Source organism: Rathayibacter sp. AY1F3 (assembly GCF_002931975.1).
Classification (GTDB): Bacteria; Actinomycetota; Actinomycetes; order Actinomycetales; family Microbacteriaceae; genus Rathayibacter.
The window spans coordinates 1-17938 of sequence record NZ_PSVF01000022.1; the positions used below are offsets into that span (position 1 = coordinate 1).

The following is a 17938-nucleotide window of genomic DNA, read 5'->3' on the forward strand; positions in this document are numbered from 1 at the left end:
CCGCACGCCCCCAGCCTCACGCGAACCGCCCCGCCACCTCCGCCAGGCACTCCCGGAACACTCGCACGGCCGGCGACGCCAGCTGCGCCTCGCGCTGGGCGGTGAAGATCGTGCGCCGGGGCGTGCCGGGCAGCTCGAGGAGGCGGCAGTCCGGCGCCTCGCCCGCCCAGACCAGGTCGGGCATCAGGGCGACGGCGTGGCCGGAGGCGGCGAGGCGGATCTGCGCCTGCAGGTCGGCGGTCTCGAAGCGGACGTCCGGCTCGAACCCCGCGACCCGGCAGGTCTGCTCGGCGAAGTGGCGGCTCGCGGTACCGCGCGGCTCCATCACCCAGGCGGAGTCGCGGGCCGAGGCGAGGTCGACGACGGCGGAGTCGCGGCTCACGGCGAGGCGGATCGCGTCGGTCGTCAGGTCGCTGCGCACCAGTCCGGGCAGCCAGGAGGTCGAGTGGCCGGGGTACTGCTCGGCGACGACGAGGTCGAACTCCCGCGCCCACGACGTCTCGTGCAGCGCGCCCTCGGGCTCGCGCTGCACCATCTCGACACGCACCTCGGGGAAGCGGTCGGCGACGGCCCGGAGCGCACCCGGCATGAGCGCGAGCGCGGCCGACTGGAACACCGCGACGCGCACCCGGCCGGTCACCGACTCCCCCGAGGCCGCGAGCGCCGCCTCCGCCCGCTCGAGCAGGGCCATCACCTCGCCGGCCGCTTCGACCAGGATCTCGGCCTGGGGTGTGAGCTGCACGCGCCGGCCCGCCTTCCGCAGCAGCTCGACGCCGGCCTCGCGCTCGAGCACGGCGAGCTGCTGCGAGACGGCGGAGGGACTGTAGGCGAGGGCCTCGGCCGCGGCGGCGAGAGTGCCGCGGATGGCCACCTCGCGGAGCAGGACCAGGCGGCGGACATCGAGCACGGCGTCTCCGATCGTTCAGCTGAGCTGACCGGTACCGGTAAGGAACGGTCGCTTCTGCTCAACGGTAGTCGGTCGAATACTGAAGGCACCCACCTCAGAGCAGAAGGACCGCACGATGACGGATCTCGCCAGCCCCGCTCTCGCCACCGGCCCCGCGGCCGACGGTCCGTCCGCCGATTCGATCGATCCCCGCCTGGTCGACGAGAGCGTCGCCCTGGTGCGGCGCTGGCTGCGCGAGGCGTCCGCGATCCCGATCGACGCCTCCGGGGCGCAGCTGGCGGGCGTGCTGAAGGACCCGGCCGGCCTGGACTTCACGGTCGGCTTCGTCGACGGCGTCGTCCGACCCGAGGACACCCGCGTCGCGGCGGCGGCGCTGAAGGCGATCGCGGGCGGCGTGCCGTCCTTCCTCCCTGCTCCGATGCGCGGCGCGGTCGCCCTCGGCGGCGTCATGGCGCCGCTCCTCCCGGACGTCGTGGTGCCGATCGCGCGCCGGGTGCTGCGGCGGATGGTCGGCCACCTGATCATCGACGCGACCGACTCCCGCCTGGGCCCGGCCATCGCCGCGATCCGCCGCGACGGCGTCCGGCTCAACATGAACCTGCTCGGCGAGGCCGTCCTCGGCCGCGAGGAGGCCCACCGCCGCCTGGAGGGGACGCACCGGCTCCTCGCCCGCGACGACGTCGACTACGTCTCGATCAAGGTCTCCTCGAGCACCGCCCCGCACAACCCGTGGGCCTTCGACGCCGCGGTCGACGACATCGTGGAGGAGCTGGCGCCGCTGTTCGCCCGGGCCGCCGCGTCCTCGCCGCAGAAGTTCATCAACCTCGACATGGAGGAGTACAAGGACCTCGACCTCACCATCGCGGTCTTCACCCGCATCCTCGACCGGCCGGAGTTCCTCGGCCTCGAGGCCGGCATCGTGCTGCAGGCCTACCTGCCGGACGCGCTCTCGGCGATGATCCGCCTGCAGGAGTGGAGCGCCGCCCGCCGGGCCCGCGGCGGCGCCGGCATCAAGGTGCGCCTGGTCAAGGGCGCGAACCTGCCGATGGAGCAGGTCGAGGCCTCGGTCCACGGCTGGCCGCTGGCGACCTGGAGCAGCAAGCAGGACTCCGACACGAACTACAAGCGCGTCGTCGACTACGCGCTGCACCCGGAGCGGATCCGCAACGTGCGGGTCGGCGTCGCCGGGCACAACCTCTTCGACGTCGCGTACTCGTGGCTGCTCGCCGGCACCCGCGGCGTAGGCGAGGGGATCGAGTACGAGATGCTCCTCGGCATGGCCCAGGGCCAGGCGGAGGCGGTGCGCCGCACGGTCGGCTCGCTCCTGCTCTACACGCCGGTCGTCGCGCCGGCCGAGTTCGACGTGGCGATCGCCTACCTGATCCGCCGCCTGGAGGAGGGCGCGTCGAGCCAGAACTTCATGTCGGCCGTCTTCGAGCTCGAGGCCGACCCGGCGCTCTTCGCGCGGGAGGAGGAGCGGTTCCGCGCTTCCGTCGCCGCCCTCGACGGGGCCGTCCCCCCGGCGCACCGCGTGCCCGACCGGTTCGCCGCGAGCGGCCGCCCGGGACCGGGCGACTTCCGCAGCACCCCCGACACCGACCCGTCCGTCGCCGCGAACCGCGAGTGGGCGCAGGCGATCCTCGCGCGCGTCCCCTCCTCCCGGGCCGGCGCCGACGCGATCGAGGCCGCCACGATCGGCACCCTCGACGAGCTGGAGTCGGTGCTCTCCGGCGCCCGCGGCAGCGGCTGGAGCGACGTCCCGGCCGAGGAGCGCGCCCGCATCCTGCACCGCGCGGGCGACGAGCTGGAGGCGCGCCGCGCCGAGCTGCTCGAGGTCATGGCGGCCGAGGGCGGCAAGACCCTCGACCAGGGCGACCCCGAGGTCTCGGAGGCCGTGGACTTCGCCCACTACTACGCCGAGCGCGCCCTCGAGCTCGACGCGGTCGACGGCGCCCGCTTCCACCCGGCCGCGCTGACCCTGGTCGCTCCGCCGTGGAACTTCCCGGTCGCGATCCCGGCCGGCGGCGTCCTCGCGGCGCTCGCGGCCGGCTCCGCGGTGGTGCTCAAGCCCGCCGGTCCGACCGCGCGCTGCGGCGCCGTGGTGGCCGAGGCGCTGTGGGCGGCGGGCGTGCCCCGCGAGGCCCTGCGCCTGCTCCGCCTGCCGGAGGAGGAGCTGGGGCGCGACCTGATCGCCTCCCCGCAGGTCGACCGCGTGATCCTCACCGGCGCCTACGAGACGGCGGAGCTGTTCCGCTCCTTCCGGAACGACCTCCCGCTGCTCGCCGAGACGAGCGGCAAGAACGCGATCGTGGTCACTCCCTCGGCCGACCTCGACCTGGCGGTGAAGGACGTGGTGGCGAGCGCCTTCGGGCACGCGGGCCAGAAGTGCTCCGCCGCCTCGCTCGTGGTGCTGGTGGGCTCCGTCGCGCGCTCGAAGCGGTTCCGCGCGCAGCTGCTCGACGCGGTCTCCTCCCTCACGGTCGGCTACCCGACCGACCCCGCGACGCGGATGGGGCCGGTGATCGAACCCGCCGAGGGCAAGCTGCTGCGCGGCCTGACCGCGCTCGGCGCCGGTGAGACCTGGCTGCTGCAGCCGCGGAGCCTCGACGACTCCGGACGCCTGTGGAGCCCCGGCGTCCGCGACGGCGTGCGCCGCGGGTCCGAGTTCCACCGCACCGAGTACTTCGGGCCGATCCTCGGGATCATGACGGCGGCGACCCTGGACGAGGCGATCGCGATCGTCAACGAGGTCGACTACGGGCTCACCTCGGGCCTGCACGCGCTCGACCCGGAGGAGATCGGCACCTGGCTCGACGGGATCGAGGCGGGCAACCTCTACGTGAACCGCGGGATCACCGGGGCGATCGTGCAGCGCCAGCCGTTCGGCGGCTGGAAGAAGTCGGCGGTCGGCCCGGGCACCAAGGCGGGCGGGCCGGACTACCTGCTCGGCCTGGGCTCCTGGACCGCGGCGCCGTCGGAGGCGACCGCTCCGGTCGTCGGACCGGCCGCCCGCCTGCTCGCCGCGTCGCGCGCGGAGCTCCCGGCGCAGGAGTACGCCGCGGTGGAGCGGACGGCGCGCAGCTGCGCGGCGGCGTGGGCCGCGGGCGCTCCTCGCGACGTGACGGGGCTGGAGGCGGAGCGGAACGTCTTCCGCCGCCTGCCCTACGACTCCGCCGTGCTGGTGCGCCTGGCCGCCGGGGAGCCGCTGGGCTCGCTCGTGCGGGTGGCCGTCGCGGCGGCGACCGCGCAGGCACGGGTGGTCGTCTCGAGCGCCGTGGCGCTGCCTCCGCAGCTCGCCGCCGGTCTCGACGAGGCGGCCGGCGCCGTCGTGGTCGAGGACGACGCGGCGTGGGAGGCGCGGGTGCGCGCGCACGGCGCCGGACGGGTGCGCCTGCTGGGCGCCTCCGCCGCGACGGTGACGGCCGTGACGGGCGGGCGCCCCGACCTCGCGGTCTACGCCGGCCCGGCGACCGAGGCGGGCCGGCTGGAGCTGCTGCCGTTCCTCCGCGAGCAGGCCGTGTCGATCACGGCCCACCGCTTCGGCACGCCGGACCACCTCACGGACGGGCTGCTCTGACCGGCGCGGTCCGACCGGCGTGATCCGACCGCCTGCCACGAGGTGCCGCTCCGGTACGCCCGCTCCGGTACGCCCCCTCCCGCGTGTCGCGTAACGGAGCGGCGTCTCGCGGGAGAGGGCGACGGAGCGACGACGGGGCGGAGAGGGGTCAGCCGCAGGCCGCACGTCAGTCCGCGTCAGCTCCGCGGTGGGTCCGCAGGGAGGGAGCGCGCGTCGTTGCTGGTGCGCGGGCCCTCCGGGAGGAGCGCGGCGCGTCCCCCGCCCGATCGACGGCGGCGGCCGGGGTCAGCAGGATGTGCGCATGACCCGCCAGGAGAACAGCCGGCGCACCGCCGCGCCCGCCCGCGCGCCACGCCCGCGCACGCGGCCGACCGTCGGCTCCGCCTTCGATCCGCGGTCGAACAGCATCAACGCCCTGCGGCTCGGGCTGGCGGTCCTCGTCATCGTGTCGCACTCCTTCCCCCTCGGCGGCTACGGCGACGACCCCGGTTTCGGCGGCTCCACCCTCGGCGCCTGGGCGGTCGGCGGGTTCTTCGCCACCTCCGGCTTCCTGATCACCGCGAGCCGGCTGCGCTCGCGATCGCTGGTCGACTTCCTCTGGCGGCGCTTCCTCCGCATCTATCCCGCCTTCCTCGTCTCGCTCCTGGTCGTGGCCTTCGTCGCCGCACCGCTGGCGTCGCTCCTCCTCGGAGCCGGCGAGTACAGCGCGGCCGGGGCGGTGCACTTCGTGGTCGCCAATGCGGCCCTCTACATCCGGGAGTACGGCATCGCGGGGATGCTCGGCTCCGTGCCCTACCCGGGCGCGTGGAACGGCTCGCTCTGGAGCCTGTTCTACGAGTTCGTCAGCTACGTCGTGATCGGCCTGCTCATCTCCCTGGCGCCCACGCGCTGGGTGCGCCCCCTCGTGGTCACGGGATTCGCGGGCCTCACCCTCGTCGCGGCGGTGCTCGCGACGGACCTCGTCCCGTTCCCGGCACCCCTCAACCAGACGGTGACGCTCGTCGGGTACTTCCTCGCCGGCGCGCTCGTGCACCTGTACCGCGACCGCCTCCCCCTGACGGGCGCACTCACCGCCGTCGCGGCCGCGCTGCTCGTCCTCGTGATCGCAACCGGCCTCTACCGCGTGCTCGCCGGCCTCCCCCTCGCCTATCTGATGGTCGCGCTCGGCGCCCGGCTCCCCCTGCGTCGGGTGGGCGCGACCCACGACGTCTCCTACGGGATGTACATCTACGCGTTCCCCGTGCAGCAGCTGCTCTCGCTGGCGATCGTCGGAGCCGGAGCCGCCGTGCCGCTCTGGGCGTACATCGCGCTCTCGGTCGCAGCGACCGTCCCCCTCGCGTGGGCGAGCTGGCTGCTGGTCGAGCGCCCCGCGATGCGGCTGAAGCGCCTCACCGCCCGGGCTCCCGTCGACGTGGAGGGCCACGTCCTGCGCTGAGGCGCCGAGCCGAGAGCCCGGAGCCGCGAGCCCGCGGCCGAGAGCCGAGCCGAGAGCACGGAGCCGCGAGCCCGGAGCCGTCCTCGCACATCCGCCTGCCCGCAGCCGTCCATGCCCGGTCGCGCCCCCGGAGCCGCCCGCCCGCAGCCCCCGCCGGTACCCGCGAGCCCCGCGCAGCCGCCGGACTCCGACTCTCCGCGTCAGCCGTCCCAGCCGCCGGGGAGGTCGCGGACCACCCGCCAGCGCGGGTCGAGCTGCGTCGCCGCCCCTCCGTTCCACGCGCGGCTGTGGAACCACGGCGCGATCACGTCGGCGCCGCCGTGCACGTGGTCGCCGAGATGAGCGCCCCAGTACGAGAAGGTCGAGTTCGTCAGCACGAGGCGGCGGGACGCGGCCAGCAGGGCGAGCTGCTGCGGCACCGGCGTCCCCGCCCCCGGGAAGCGCACCTCGAGGCCCTCGAGGACGCGGGCCAGCTTCACCCGGCACCAGTCGAGGTCGTCCGACACGATCAGGACGCTGCGCACGGGCTCCCGCTCGCGGGCCAGGGCGAGCGCCGCGTCGACGTACTCGACCACGTCGAAGGAGTAGCGGCCGCGGAAGGCCGGGACGCTGTAGTAGTCGCCGCGCCGGATGTTCACGGTGAGGTCCGCCTCCGGACGCGCCGCCGCCACCAGAGCGGTGAAGGGGCCGCCGGGCGGGAGCAGCATCGTCGCGACGAAGTCCGCCAGCTCGTCCGCCGTGAACTCCACGCCGAGCTCCTGGTGGACGCTCCCGAGCTCGCGGGGGCTGAAGAACGACATCTCCGCCGGGGGCACCACGAGCTCCTCGAGGACCCGCGGGAAGACCTCCGCCCACTCCGCGGTCCTCCGCGTCGCGCGCACCGCGGTCGGCACCCCGCGGCTCCGGCGGGCGTGGGCCTGCAGCCAGAAGTAGGCGAGGTTCCCGACCCCGAACGACTCGCCGGGCAGCAGCACCGTCGTGCCCCGTCGGCGGAGGGGCGCCAGCAGCGCTGAGCGGACGTCGCCGAGCGTCACCACCGCGGGCCTCCCCTGCTCACGAGAGCTCTCCGAGCGCCACGAGCTGGGCGAAGCCGGGGTGCGCGGCCCGCACCTCCTCGAAGGTGCCGGCCCCCTCGATCCGGCCGCCGTCGAGGAAAAGCAGCCGGTCGGCGCCGCGCACGGTCGAGAGCCGGTGGGCGACCACGAGGACGGTCATGCTGCCGTGCAGCTCGGCGACGGCCCGCGAGATCTCGTGCTCCGTGCGGTTGTCGAGCGCCGACGTCGCCTCGTCGAGGACGAGGACGGAGGGGCGCCGGTACAGCGCCCGGGCGAGGCCGAGCCGCTGGCGCTGGCCGCCGGAGAGGCGGACGCCGCGCTCGCCCACGCGGGTGTCCAGACCCTGCGGCAGCCCGCCGACGAACTCCTCGAGCTGCGCCGTCCGCAGCACCTCGCGCACGCGCTCGTGGTCGACCTCGGCCGCCGGCACCCCGAAGGCGACGTTCGCGGCGACGGTCGCGTCCAGGAGGAACACGTCCTGCGGCACCACGCCGAGCCCCGCGTACCAGGCCGCGGGGTCCTCGTCGATCGGCCGCCCGCCGCAGAGGATCCGGCCGCTCGTGGGCGGGAGCAGGCCGAGGACCAGGTCGAGGAGGGTGCTCTTGCCGGCGCCGCTGGATCCGACGAAGGCGGTCGTGGCGTTCCGCGGGATCACCAGGGAGACGTCCCGCACCACGTCCACGTCGGAGTCGGCGTAGCGGTACGTGACGTGCTCGAGCGCGATGTCGCCGGAGTAGCGGCCGCCCGGCCCGGGCGTCTCGTCGTGCGCCCCCTCGGAGGCGAGCTCCTCGGCCGCCTCGGAGACGATCCGCAGGCCCGCCTGCCCGCTGCGCACGATCGCGAAGGTGGCCGAGACGCGGTTGAGCGTCGGCAGGGCGCGGAGGGAGGCGGCCGCGAAGACGCCCAGGACGGAGAGCGCCTCGGCGCCGGAGCCGGTGGCGACCAGGATCCCCGAGACGCCCACGACGGCGACGACGAAGCCGATCTCGAGCAGGTACTTCGGCAGCTCCGAGACGAGCGAGAGGGAGCGCAGAGCCTGGGCGCTGCGGCGCTTGGCCCCGCTGAAGCCGGCGACCAGGCTCGCCGCGCTCGACGTGAGGCGCGCCTCGCGGAACCCGTCGAGCGAGGGGAGCAGGAACTGCCACGACTCCAGCGCGGCCTCCGCCATCTCCTCGCCGATCCGGCCCTGCCGCCGCCGCAGGAGCGCCTGGACGCCGCCGAGCAGCACCGCGAAGAAGACGGCCGCGAACAGGGTCGCGACCGGCGAGGCGACCAGCAGGATCGCCACGATCGCGACGAGCACCAGCAGGTCGGAGGCGATGCCGATCACGCCGAGGAGCACGCCGGCCGCCTGCGCGCTGGCGTCGTTGATGGTCCGGTACACCTCGGCGAGGCGCCGGGAGCGGTGGACGGCGTAGGGCGCGAGGACGTACCGCCGGAGCAGCTCCGTCGCAGCGTCGGCCGATATCCGCGTGGTGCGGCCGAGCAGCCACCACCGGAAGACGATCGTCCCGGCGCTCTTGAGCACGAAGACGACCGCGACGAAGCCGGCGATGATCGGGAGGAGGGTCTGGACGTCGGTCGAGCCGAGGACGCCGGAGAGGACGCCGAGCGCGCCCGTGGTGGTGTCGGTCCCGGTGAGCAGCGCCATGAGCGGCACCATCGCGGCGACGCCCAGGGTGTCGAGGACCGCGAGCGCGAGGGAGCCCGCGACGGCGGCGGTGATCCAGCCCGGAGAGGCGGCGCCGGCCAGCGAGAGGAGGGTGCGCAGTCCCGGTCGCAGGGACCCGCCGCTCACGCCGCCACCCCCTCGTACACGGCGGCGATCCCGCCGCACATGGCGGCGACGTCCCGCACGGCGCGAGGAGCCGCGGCCCTCGACGCCTGCCGCTCCAGCGCCGCGGCCACCGCCTCCGGGTCGTCGGCGTCGACCAGCGAGTCCCGCTCGACGATCTCGGGGTTCCCGCCCACCGCGGAGGCGACCACGCCGATCCCGCGGGCGGCCGCGTCGAGCAGCGTGTAGGAGCAGTTCTCCCAGACCGAGAGCTGGGCGACGACGTCCGCCGCGGCGAGCGCCGCCTCCGGATCGGCGAAGCCGGGGAAGGACACCGCGTCGCCGAGGCTGAGCCGCTCGGCCCGGGCGCGCAGGGCGCCGTCGAGCGGTCCCTCGCCCGCGACGGTCAGCGTGGCGCCGGGGACGCGCCGGTGCAGCACCGCGAAGGCCTCGAGCAGCGCGTCCAGGCGCTTCTCCGGCGCCAGGCGCGCGAGCGAGAGGACCCGGAGGGAGCCCGGCTCCCCCGGCTCGCGGTCGCGGGGCGCGGCGTCGACTCCGTTCAGCACGACCTGCACCGGCAGGCTCGGCCGCCACTTCTCGATCATGGTGCGGCGGGTGGCCTCCGAGACGGCGATCGCGCCGTGGAACGACCGCAGCCGCGCGTGGTGCGCCGCCGCGGTCGTCCGCGCCCGCAGTGCGGTGCGGTGGTAGACGTCGGGCCCGGCGATGCCGTGCTCCGTCGTGACGCGGCGGACCCCGCGGGGCAGCGGGGTCGCCGCGGTCACGAGGTCGGCGTGGGCGAGGTGGGAGTGGACGACCGCCGGGCGGAGAGCCGCCGCGGTCGCGCGCAGGGTCGCCACGGAGGCGGCGGCACCGGCGGACACTCCGAAGCGCCCGGTCGTCACGGCCGAGCCCTGCTCCCGCAGCCGCTCGGCGAGCGCTCCCTCCGGGCAGAGCACGACGAGCCGGTGGCCGGGGATCCCGTGCCGGGCGGCGTCGAGGACGTGGCGGGCCACCCCGCCGAACTCGCCGACCGGCACCGCCCAGAGCGCGAGCGGGGTCACAGCCACTCCTCCAGCCGCTCGAGCGCGGTCCAGAAGCCCTCGCCGCTGTTGACGTGCCCCTGCCAGATCTCGGGGATGAACGGCACCCCGGGCGCCAGCTCGTCGAGCGACGCCGCGAAGTCCGGCCAGTCGATCTCGCCCTCGCCGATCTGCACCCCCTCGCCGTCGACACCCGTCGCGTCGACGAGGTGCAGGTGCGCGCTGAGCGGAGCGAGCAGCGCCACCGCCTCCGAGAAGGCGAGCCCGAGGTGGTTCGCCGCGAGCTTGGTGTGCGAGGCGTCGAGGCAGAGCGGCGTGCCGGTCGCGGCCGCGAACTCGGCGGTGTCGTGCGGGTCCACGAAGAGGTTGTGGAACTGCTGCCCGCCCATGAGCCACGGGTAGGGCGGGAGGGTCTGCGCCAGCACGCGGACGCCGCTCGCGTCGATCCGCTCGAGGGCGTCGGCGACGCGCTCGTAGAGGGGAGCGCGCTGATCCGGAGCCACGTGCGCGTGCCGGGTGAAGCCGCCCATCGTGACGACCATCATCGGGTCCTCCTCCTGGCGGAACCAGCGCGCGAGGCTCCGGGTGGTCTCGACGGTGCGCTGCACCTCCGCGATCGAGCGCTCCCACACGTCGTCGTCGAAGGAGGCGAGATCGACGAGGAAGTCGCCCGCGAACAGGTCCGGCAGGTGGGTGGTGAAGCCGGAGTCGAGGCGGCGGGTGAACACGTCGTCCGGCTCGATCTCCAGGTCGCGGTACGAGAAGTGGAACTCGAGGAAGTCGGCGTTCGACTCCGCGGCGAGCGCCGCATGGTCGTGGTACCGCACCGGCAGGCCCCAGGGGCGGCGGAACCGGAACGGCCGGCCGGACGGCGTGCTCTCGCGCAGGTCGCCGGCGAAGAAGAACCCGCCCTCCTCGACGTCGCGGTGGAGGGCGCGGCCGAGCAGCTGCGGCAGCTCGTTGGGCTGGAGGCCCCGGCCGGGGCTGCGGACGACGACGTCGGCGGCGCGCACCACGTCCCCGATCGCGAGGTCGCGGGAGGCGACCAGCGACTTCGCGAGCGAGACGCGGTTCATCGACTCCCCCGTCGAGACCGATCGGGCGTCGCGCGTGCCGAGCGAGTCCTCGATGTCGCGGATCTCGCCGACCATGCGGCGGAACTCGTCCGGGAGCAGGGACACTGTGTGGTCGTTGCCCTCCATCCCCCGGTCGACCGTGAAGTGCTTCTCGACGATGCGGGCCCCGCGGGCGACCGCGGCGACGGGGACGTGCCAGCCCCGCTCGTGGCCGGAGTAGCCGACGACGCCGCCGCCGATCTCGGCGAGCCGGTCGAGGTAGGCGAGGTTGAGGTCGCGGTAGGGCGCCGGGTACGTCGACTGGGTGTGCAGCAGGGCGAAGGAGGTGCCGAGCGAGCGCAGCAGCGCGACCGACTCGAGGATCTCGGACTCGCGGGACATCCCGGTGCTGAGCAGCAGGGGCAGTCCCCGGGTGCCGGCGTCCTCGATCAGCCCGTGGTTGGTGAGGTCCGCCGAGGCGATCTTGAGGCCCGGGATCCCGTAGTCGACGAGGGCCTGCACGCTCGGGGCGTCCCACGGGGTGCAGAGGACGTCGATCCCGGCCTCGGCCGCGTGGTCGAAGACCCGGAGGAGCGGCTCGGCGGGCAGCGAGAAGCGGCGCAGGAGGTCGATCGTGTACTGGGCGCCGAGGTCCTCCCCCGCGGTGGCCCCGCCGGCGCGCCGGTAGAGGGAGTCGAGGTCGCGCAGCTGGAACTTCACCGCGTCGGCGCCCGCCTCGACCGCGAGGTCGACCAGCCGCCGCGCCAGATCGACCGATCCGTTGTGGTTGTTGCCGATCTCCGCGATCAGGAAGGCCGGGTGGCCGTCGCCCACCTCGTGGCGGCCGATCCGCAGCGCCCGATCGCCCTCGACCGCGATCGCGACGAGGTGCCCGCGGTCGTCGACGAGCGGGAGGTGGCTGATCCCGTCGCGGCCGAGCCGGGCGGCGATCGCGGTGGCCGGCTCGTCCGCTCCCGCCGTGCGGACGGCGGTGTTCGCGACGGCGAGGGCCGGGACGTCGAGGGAGGCCGTCGGGTTCGCGATGATCCAGCGGCGGAAGTCGCCGTCGGACACCGACCCGCGGAGGATCCCGTGCCCGTCGACGCAGAAGACGATCCGCTGCTTGTTCGCGTTGATCTTGGCCAGCGCGGTGAGCACCGGGTCCTCGGCGAAGACGATGAACGGGGCGAGGTGCCGGTCGATGATCATGCGCCGCCTCCCGCCGCGAGGCCGAGGAGGGTCTGCTCGACCACCGCGAGGTCCGCCTCGGTGTCGATGTCCCCGCCCTCCGCCTCGTCCATGACGAACAGGCCGACCCGGCCGCCGATCCGGTTGTTCTCGCGCTCGTAGACCTCGGTGCGGGTGAGGTAGAGGGACCCGGTCTCGCGGTAGAAGAAGTCGGCCTCAGCGAGGTCCTGGCGCCGCGGCCGGGCCGTGACGTCGTACTGCGGCACGGAGGCGCCCTCCTGCAGGCGCCAGAGGAACGGCGTCTGCGGGACGACGCCCACCAGCGAGTCGACCCCCGTCGAGGCGAACTGCTCGAGCGCGCGGGCGAGGGTGCCCGGGAGCCGGATCGGCGAGGTCGCCTGGAGCAGCATCACCGCGTCCGGGCGGCGCCCCAGCGCGGCCCGGTGCTCGATCGCGTGGAGCACGACGGGCTCGGTCGCCGTCTCGTCGCGCGCCAGCTCGGCGGGCCGGAGGAACGGCACGTCCGCTCCCGCCCCCTCCGCGATCGCGGCCAGCTCGGGGTCGTCGGTCGACACGAGCACGTCGAGACCGGCGGCGAGCGCCTGCTCGATGCTCCAGACCACCAGCGGGCGGCCCGCGACGGGGCGGGCGTTCTTGCGCGGGACGCCCTTCGAGCCCCCGCGCACGGGGATGACGCAGAGAACGGTCACGGGGTGCCTCCTTCGGCGATGGCGAGCGCCCGGCGGGCGACGGCGACGGCCGGCTCGACGGACGGGACGGGCGGAGCCGCGGTCGGCGTCTCCCCGCCCCAGCGCGCGAGCCGGTACCGGCTCCAGAACTCGAGCACCCAGGCGGGCGGGTCCTCGCAGACGACCCACGCGGGGATCCCGGCGGCCGCGGCCTCGAGGACCCCGGTCGAGAAGATCGAGGCGACCGGCCGGGCCTGCGCGGCGAGGTCGCCGCCGCGGAGCACCCGGATGCCGCGGCGCTCCCACCGCGCGTGCTGCCAGCGCGAGCGGCGGTCGACCTCGGCGGGGTGGGGGCGGTAGTCGGCGCCCGCCTCGCGGCAGAAGCGGGAGGCGGTGGCCGCGGCCGTCCGCCGGGGCAGCTCCGCGCCGTGCAGCTGGCCGAGGAACAGGGGCCGCTCCTCGAGCCGCTCGGGGCGCGGGCGGCGCGATGCGGTCCAGAGCAGCTGGCTGCCGACGACCTCGGTCTCCACGTCGCTGCGGCCGGAGGTCCAGAAGGCCGCGTCCTCCTCCGAGAACGCCAGCAGCGTCGCTCCGGGCGGGAGCGGCGGGGCGGAGGGGGTGAGCAGGCCGTGCTGCACGACCAGGAAGCGGGCGCCGAGGATCGCGGACCAGCGGTGGGCGGCCGCTCCCGCCGCGAGGAAGTGGCCGGTGGCGATCACGGCGCAGAGGCTCCGCAGCTCGGCGGGCGGGTCCGCCTCCGGGTCGACCGGGTGCGCACTCCAGCGGCCCGGCAGCAGCCCGGACAGCGCGTCGCCGGCTCCGGAGGGAGCGAGGACCGCCGCCGGAGCCCCGCCGAGAGGAGCGAGCGAGGCCGCGGTCGAGGCGAGGGCGCTCGCCGTCGACGCCTCCACCGCGAGCAGGACGGCGGGCCGGTCGCCGCGCACGTGCAGCACCAGGCGGGTCGGCTCGGAGCGCCGCAGCGCCGCCCGGGCGGTGCGCAGCGGGTCGCGGCCGCGCTGCCAGCGGCGCCAGGCCTCCAGGTCGGTCGGGTGCGTCAGCGCCACAGGGCCCTCACCTCCCGCATCCGGTGCACGAAGGTGTGCTCGGCGCCGGTGCGGCGCGCGCCCGCCTCGCGGATGCGCCGCGCCCACGAGGGGTCCGCGCCCGCCCGCCGCACGTGCTCGACGAGCTGGTCGCGCTCCTCGAAGACGAGCACCTCGCTGCCCACCTCGTAGAACTCCGCCACCTCGGGCCGGTCGATCAGGGTCAGCGCCCCGACGCCCGGCGCCTCGAAGGCGCGCATCGAGAGCCCGCCGTGGCCCGCGCCGTGCAGAGCCAGGGTCGCGGTCGAGCCGGCCATCACTCCGTAGTAGCCCGCCCGCGGGACGTCGCGGCGGGCGGGGACGCCGGCCGAGCGCCAGCGGCCGGTGCGCGCGACGTCCCAGGGATGGCGCGACCACTGCCGCCCGTACGCCTCGACCGCGACCCCGCCGGCCGCGAGCTCCCGCAGCACGCGCTCGCGCTCGGGGTAGCGGGCGCCGACGAAGGTCACCGCGGAGGAGGGGCGGGGGCGGAAGGAGAGGAGGGAGTCGAAGGCGTCGGGCAGGTGCCCGGCCGGAACCCCCGCGCGGGCGAGCTCGGCGACGTCGGCGGTGGAGTAGCTGACGATCGACACCGCCTCCCCGGCGAGGGAGCGCAGGCGGTCGACGGGGTGCCCCATGTTGCGGAGCTCGTCGTAGAGCCAGAGCACCACGGGGACGCCGGCGCGGCCGACCTCCTCCCACCAGGCGTCGCCGAGGGAGTCGCCCTTCACCACGAGGACGGCCCGGGGCCGGACGGCCCGCAGCGCCGCGATCGCGCGGTCGGTCTCGGCGCGCATCGACGAGCGCCGGAGCCGGCCCCCGGGGAGCCGGTGGCCGAGGGCGTCCCGCACGTGGGCCAGCCCGGTCGCGGCGTCGTAGCGGTGGACGACCACGTCGTCGCCCAGGTGTGCCAGCGCCGATTCGAGCGCCTCCCAGTAGCCGTGGAAGACCGGGCTCACCACGAGCACGGGCCCGCTCACCGGGACGCCGCCTCGGCGGCGGCGACGAGCCGGAGCTCGCGCCGGAGGACGGCCAGCGGACGCACGTCGCTGCCGGCGGCGGCGCGCACCGCGTTGGCGGCGAGGTTCACGGCGGAGGCGGCGCGCAGGGCCGCGGCGAGGGCGGCGGGGCGCCCGCCCCACTTGCGGGCGTAGCGCAGGCGCGAGGCGACCAGCCAGATCAGCCGGCGCGCGGGGTCGGAGGAGCCGCCTCCCGTGTGCTCGGCGACGACGGAGCCGGCGAAGACCGAGGGCACGCCGCGCTCGCGCAGCCGGCGCTGGAGGTCGACCTCCTCGCAGTTCATGTGGAAGGACTCGTCGAACCCGCCGACCGCGCGGAACTCGGCCACCGGCAGCAGCATCACGGCGCCCACCACCCAGTCCACCGGCACCGTCGCGCCCGGGGCGCACCGAGTGTCGTGGCCGACGGCCGCGTGCAGCCGCGGTCGCCAGCGCGCGAGCGGAGTGAGCCACTCCACGACGTAGTGGTGCGGCCGCGGGAAGCGCCGGCCGACCCACTGCCGCTCCCCGCCCGCGTCGACGAGGTCCGGAGCGACGACCGCGGGCAGCCACGGCCGTCCCGCCTCGAGCAGGTCGCGGAGGAAGGAGGGTCCGACGACGAGGTCGCTGTTGAGCACCAGGAGCAGCGGGTGGCGCGCCCGGGCGGCGCCCGTGTTCACCGCGGCGCCGAAGCCGCCGTTCCGCTCGCGCCGCACGACCTCCACTCCGTCGATCCCGGCCGGGAACGGGACCGGGGAGGCGTCGTCGACGACGACGATCTCGAGGGCGGGGGGCGACTCCTGGCTGCGGAGCCGCTCGACGAGGGCGAGCGCGGGCGCGGGGTCGCCGTAGTGCGGGATCACGACGCTCACCCCCTCGGCGGTCACCTCGCGACCGTCTCGGCGGCGCGATCCCGGCGGAGCGAGCGGCGGGTGCTCCGGACGGTGGCGGCCGGGGGCTCCGCGCCGACGGGCAGAGCGCCGAGAGCGGGGAGGATCACCCGGAGCAGGGCGTCGATGTCCTCGACGGCCGCCGCGGCGACGTCCGGTCCGCGCCCGAACGGGTCGGCGAAGTCGTCCTCGGCGCCGTAAGGGGCGGTGTCGTCGGCGAGCAGCCGCAGGAGCGGGACGCCGGGGGCGGCTCCCGCCAGCCGCGCCGCCCGGCGGACCGTGGTGGTGCGGCGCGCGGCGGCCGGGAAGTGGCGGGTGACCCACTCGCGCTGGCCCGCCTCGAACACGAGCACGGGGTCGGCGCCGGCGAGCATCCGGCCGTCGGCCTGGCGCGCGCGGTGCCCGGCCGTGGAGAGCCCGCGGGCCCGCAGCGCATCGCTGAGCTCGGGGTCGAGCCCGCGGCCGACCTCCGCGTGCGTTCCCGCGCTCTCGACCCGCCAGTCGGAGCCGGCGCCGAGCAGGCGCGCCGCGATCAGCTCGGCCGAGGGCGACCGGGCCACGTTCGCATGGCAGAGCAGGAGCAGGCGCCCGCTCATCGAGCCGCCCGGCGGGACGTCTGCGGAGGCAGGGCCCGCGACTCCACCGGGGCGAGCTCGGACCGGCGCGGTGCCGCCGCCGCGCGCTTGCGCCCCGTCGCCGGCTGCGGCTCGGCATAGTACGCGTTCTTGCGGTCGTAGTAGTAGTACCCGGTGTCGCCGTCACGGGCGGTGACCATGTTGAGCACGGTGCCGAGCACGCGGGCGCGGACCTGCTGGACGATCCGCCGGGCGGCGACGACCTCGGGCCGGCGCGTCTGGTTCGAGGCGACGACGAAGACGACGCCGTCGACGACGGTCGCGACGATGGAGGCGTCGGTGACGGGCAGCACGGGCGGCGCGTCGATGATGACGAAGTAGTCCTTCGAGAGGCGCGCGACCAGGGCGCGCATCGCCTCGGAGCCGAGCATCTCGGACGGGTTGGGCGGGATGTGCCCGGCCGGGAGAGCGTAGAGGCCCGCGGTACCGGTGGGGCGGATCGCGTCGTCCACAGGGATCTGGTGGCTGAGGACCTCGCTGAGGCCGATGGCGCCGTCGATGTCCAGCATCCGCGCCACGGAGGGCCGGCGGAGGTCCGCGTCGACCAGGAGGGTGCGCTGCCCGGACTCCGCGGTGACGCGGGCCAGTCCGGCGGCGATCGTGGACTTGCCCTCGGCCTGGTTGGCGCTGGTGATCACGACGCTGCGCGTCTCCTCGTCGACGCTGGAGAAGCGCAGGCCCGTCCGGAGCGAGCGGAACGCCTCCGCGGTGAGCGCGTCGGTGCCGCGGCGGCCGCCGGTCCGGCCCGGGCGTCCGGCCTTGGGGATGCGGCCGAGGACGCCGACGCCGAAGAGCTCGGTGAGGTCGTCGACGGTCCGCACGCGGATGTCGAGGGCCCGGCGGAGGAAGGCGAGACCGAAGCCGAGCACGAGCCCGCCCAGGGCGCCGAGCAGGATGTTCCGCACCCAGTCGGGGCTCGTCGGGGCGGCGGGCGGCTCCGCGTTCTCGAGCGGGACGACGGTGATCTGCGGTGTGCGGTCGGCGGTGGACTGCGTCTCGATGTCGGTGATGACGGCCGCCAGCGCCGCGAGCGCCCCGTTGGCCAGGGCGGCGGCGTTCTGCGCGGTCCCGGCCTCGGCGGTGACCTCGATCAGGGTGCTGCCCGGAGCGACCCTCGCGGTGAGGCGGCCGCTCAGGGCCTCTCCGCCGGGGTTCGCCTCCGGGTCGGCCTCGATCCGCTCCGAGACGGCGCTGCTCGAGATCAGCGGCAGGTAGGCGTTGGCCCGGGTCACCGCGGTCTGCGACCCGCTGATCGCATCGGCCGAGCTGCCGTCGCTCGCGGCGATCACGAATCCGGCCGAGCTCGACTCGTAGACCTTCGGAGTGAGGAACGAGAAGGCGGCCATCGCCAGGGCTCCGACGAGCACGGCGACCACGAGGGTCCGCCAGTTCCGCCGGATGAAAGCGATGAGATCGACGACAGTCACTGCGCACCTTTCTGCGTGCCGCGCATGCGCCGCACGACGATGCTGAGGTGTCGGTCACGCTAGCAATGCGGAGCGCCTTTCCCTAGGCGGTCCCCGACCCCTCGGGAGGCCCTTTCTGCGAGGATGACGACATGTCCGCGCCAGGGGGAGAGATCGTCGTCGAGAGGCGTTCCCCGCTCGTTC

The 17938-nt window shown here is 75.5% G+C and carries 13 protein-coding genes; 2 read left to right on the forward strand and 11 right to left on the reverse strand.

The genetic code is table 11. The features are described 5' to 3' along the window. Nucleotides 1-16: 16 nt before the first annotated feature. Entirely contained in the window at nucleotides 17-907 is an 891-nt protein-coding gene (locus C5C39_RS12850) for a LysR family transcriptional regulator (protein WP_104267855.1), read from the reverse strand. Between the two features lie 115 nt (nucleotides 908-1022). On the opposite strand from C5C39_RS12850, the gene C5C39_RS12855 reads away from it, so the two are divergent. Further along, nucleotides 1023-4484, forward strand: coding sequence for a bifunctional proline dehydrogenase/L-glutamate gamma-semialdehyde dehydrogenase (locus C5C39_RS12855; RefSeq protein ID WP_104353538.1), 3462 nt, complete (start codon nucleotides 1023-1025; stop codon nucleotides 4482-4484). A 301-nt stretch (nucleotides 4485-4785) separates the two neighbouring features. Beyond that, nucleotides 4786-5919 carry an acyltransferase gene (locus C5C39_RS12860; protein WP_104353539.1) on the forward strand — a complete coding sequence of 378 codons (1134 nt, stop codon included), beginning with the start codon at nucleotides 4786-4788 and terminating at the stop codon, nucleotides 5917-5919. Between the two features lie 200 nt (nucleotides 5920-6119). On the opposite strand, the gene C5C39_RS12865 is transcribed toward C5C39_RS12860, so the two are convergent. The 10 genes from C5C39_RS12865 to C5C39_RS12910 are packed head-to-tail and all read right to left on the reverse strand — an operon-like array spanning nucleotide 6120 to nucleotide 17755. Beyond that, nucleotides 6120-6956 carry an alpha-1,2-fucosyltransferase gene (locus tag C5C39_RS12865; protein WP_104353540.1) on the reverse strand — a complete coding sequence of 279 codons (837 nt, stop codon included), beginning with the start codon at nucleotides 6954-6956 and terminating at the stop codon, nucleotides 6120-6122. Nucleotides 6957-6972: 16 nt separating this feature from the next. Then, the gene (locus C5C39_RS17575; RefSeq protein WP_104284028.1) at nucleotides 6973-8772 is read right to left on the reverse strand and encodes an ABC transporter ATP-binding protein; all 1800 of its coding nucleotides are present in this window, start codon (nucleotides 8770-8772) and stop codon (nucleotides 6973-6975) included. Continuing rightward, entirely contained in the window at nucleotides 8769-9812 is a 1044-nt protein-coding gene (locus C5C39_RS12875; protein WP_104353541.1) for a glycosyltransferase family 4 protein, read from the reverse strand. Before C5C39_RS12875 ends, C5C39_RS17575 begins: the two co-directional genes overlap by 4 nt. Continuing rightward, nucleotides 9809-12055: an N-acetylneuraminate synthase family protein gene (locus C5C39_RS12880; RefSeq protein ID WP_104353542.1), complete on the reverse strand. Its 2247-nt coding sequence runs from the start codon at nucleotides 12053-12055 to the stop codon at nucleotides 9809-9811. Before C5C39_RS12880 ends, C5C39_RS12875 begins: the two co-directional genes overlap by 4 nt. Continuing rightward, a complete protein-coding gene (locus C5C39_RS12885) occupies nucleotides 12052-12744 on the reverse strand; it encodes a cytidylyltransferase domain-containing protein (RefSeq protein ID WP_104353543.1) in 693 nt (230 codons plus the stop codon). Before C5C39_RS12885 ends, C5C39_RS12880 begins: the two co-directional genes overlap by 4 nt. After that, nucleotides 12741-13787 (reverse strand): hypothetical protein, encoded by a 1047-nt coding sequence (locus tag C5C39_RS12890; protein WP_104353544.1) that lies wholly within the window; start codon nucleotides 13785-13787, stop codon nucleotides 12741-12743. The genes C5C39_RS12885 and C5C39_RS12890 overlap by 4 nt, the downstream gene beginning before the upstream one ends. Next, nucleotides 13778-14785, reverse strand: coding sequence for a glycosyltransferase (locus tag C5C39_RS12895; RefSeq protein ID WP_104353545.1), 1008 nt, complete (start codon nucleotides 14783-14785; stop codon nucleotides 13778-13780). The genes C5C39_RS12890 and C5C39_RS12895 overlap by 10 nt, the downstream gene beginning before the upstream one ends. Continuing rightward, nucleotides 14782-15690 carry a glycosyltransferase family 2 protein gene (locus C5C39_RS12900; protein ID WP_104353546.1) on the reverse strand — a complete coding sequence of 303 codons (909 nt, stop codon included), beginning with the start codon at nucleotides 15688-15690 and terminating at the stop codon, nucleotides 14782-14784. The genes C5C39_RS12895 and C5C39_RS12900 overlap by 4 nt, the downstream gene beginning before the upstream one ends. Next, the gene (locus tag C5C39_RS12905) at nucleotides 15687-16289 is read right to left on the reverse strand and encodes a hypothetical protein (protein ID WP_104233580.1); all 603 of its coding nucleotides are present in this window, start codon (nucleotides 16287-16289) and stop codon (nucleotides 15687-15689) included. The genes C5C39_RS12900 and C5C39_RS12905 overlap by 4 nt, the downstream gene beginning before the upstream one ends. Beyond that, a complete protein-coding gene (locus tag C5C39_RS12910) occupies nucleotides 16286-17755 on the reverse strand; it encodes a polysaccharide biosynthesis tyrosine autokinase (protein ID WP_104233579.1) in 1470 nt (489 codons plus the stop codon). Before C5C39_RS12910 ends, C5C39_RS12905 begins: the two co-directional genes overlap by 4 nt. Nucleotides 17756-17938 lie beyond the last annotated feature (183 nt).

Excerpts from the sequence above, each read along its gene's own strand:
- C5C39_RS12855 (WP_104353538.1), top strand. The coding sequence starts at position 1,023 with ATGACGGATCTCGCCAGCCCCGCTCTCGCCACCGGCCCCGCGGCCGAC.
- C5C39_RS12860 (WP_104353539.1), top strand. The coding sequence starts at position 4,786 with ATGACCCGCCAGGAGAACAGCCGGCGCACCGCCGCGCCCGCCCGCGCG.
- C5C39_RS12880 (WP_104353542.1), bottom strand. The coding sequence starts at position 12,055 with ATGATCATCGACCGGCACCTCGCCCCGTTCATCGTCTTCGCCGAGGAC.
- C5C39_RS12905 (WP_104233580.1), bottom strand. The coding sequence starts at position 16,289 with ATGAGCGGGCGCCTGCTCCTGCTCTGCCATGCGAACGTGGCCCGGTCG.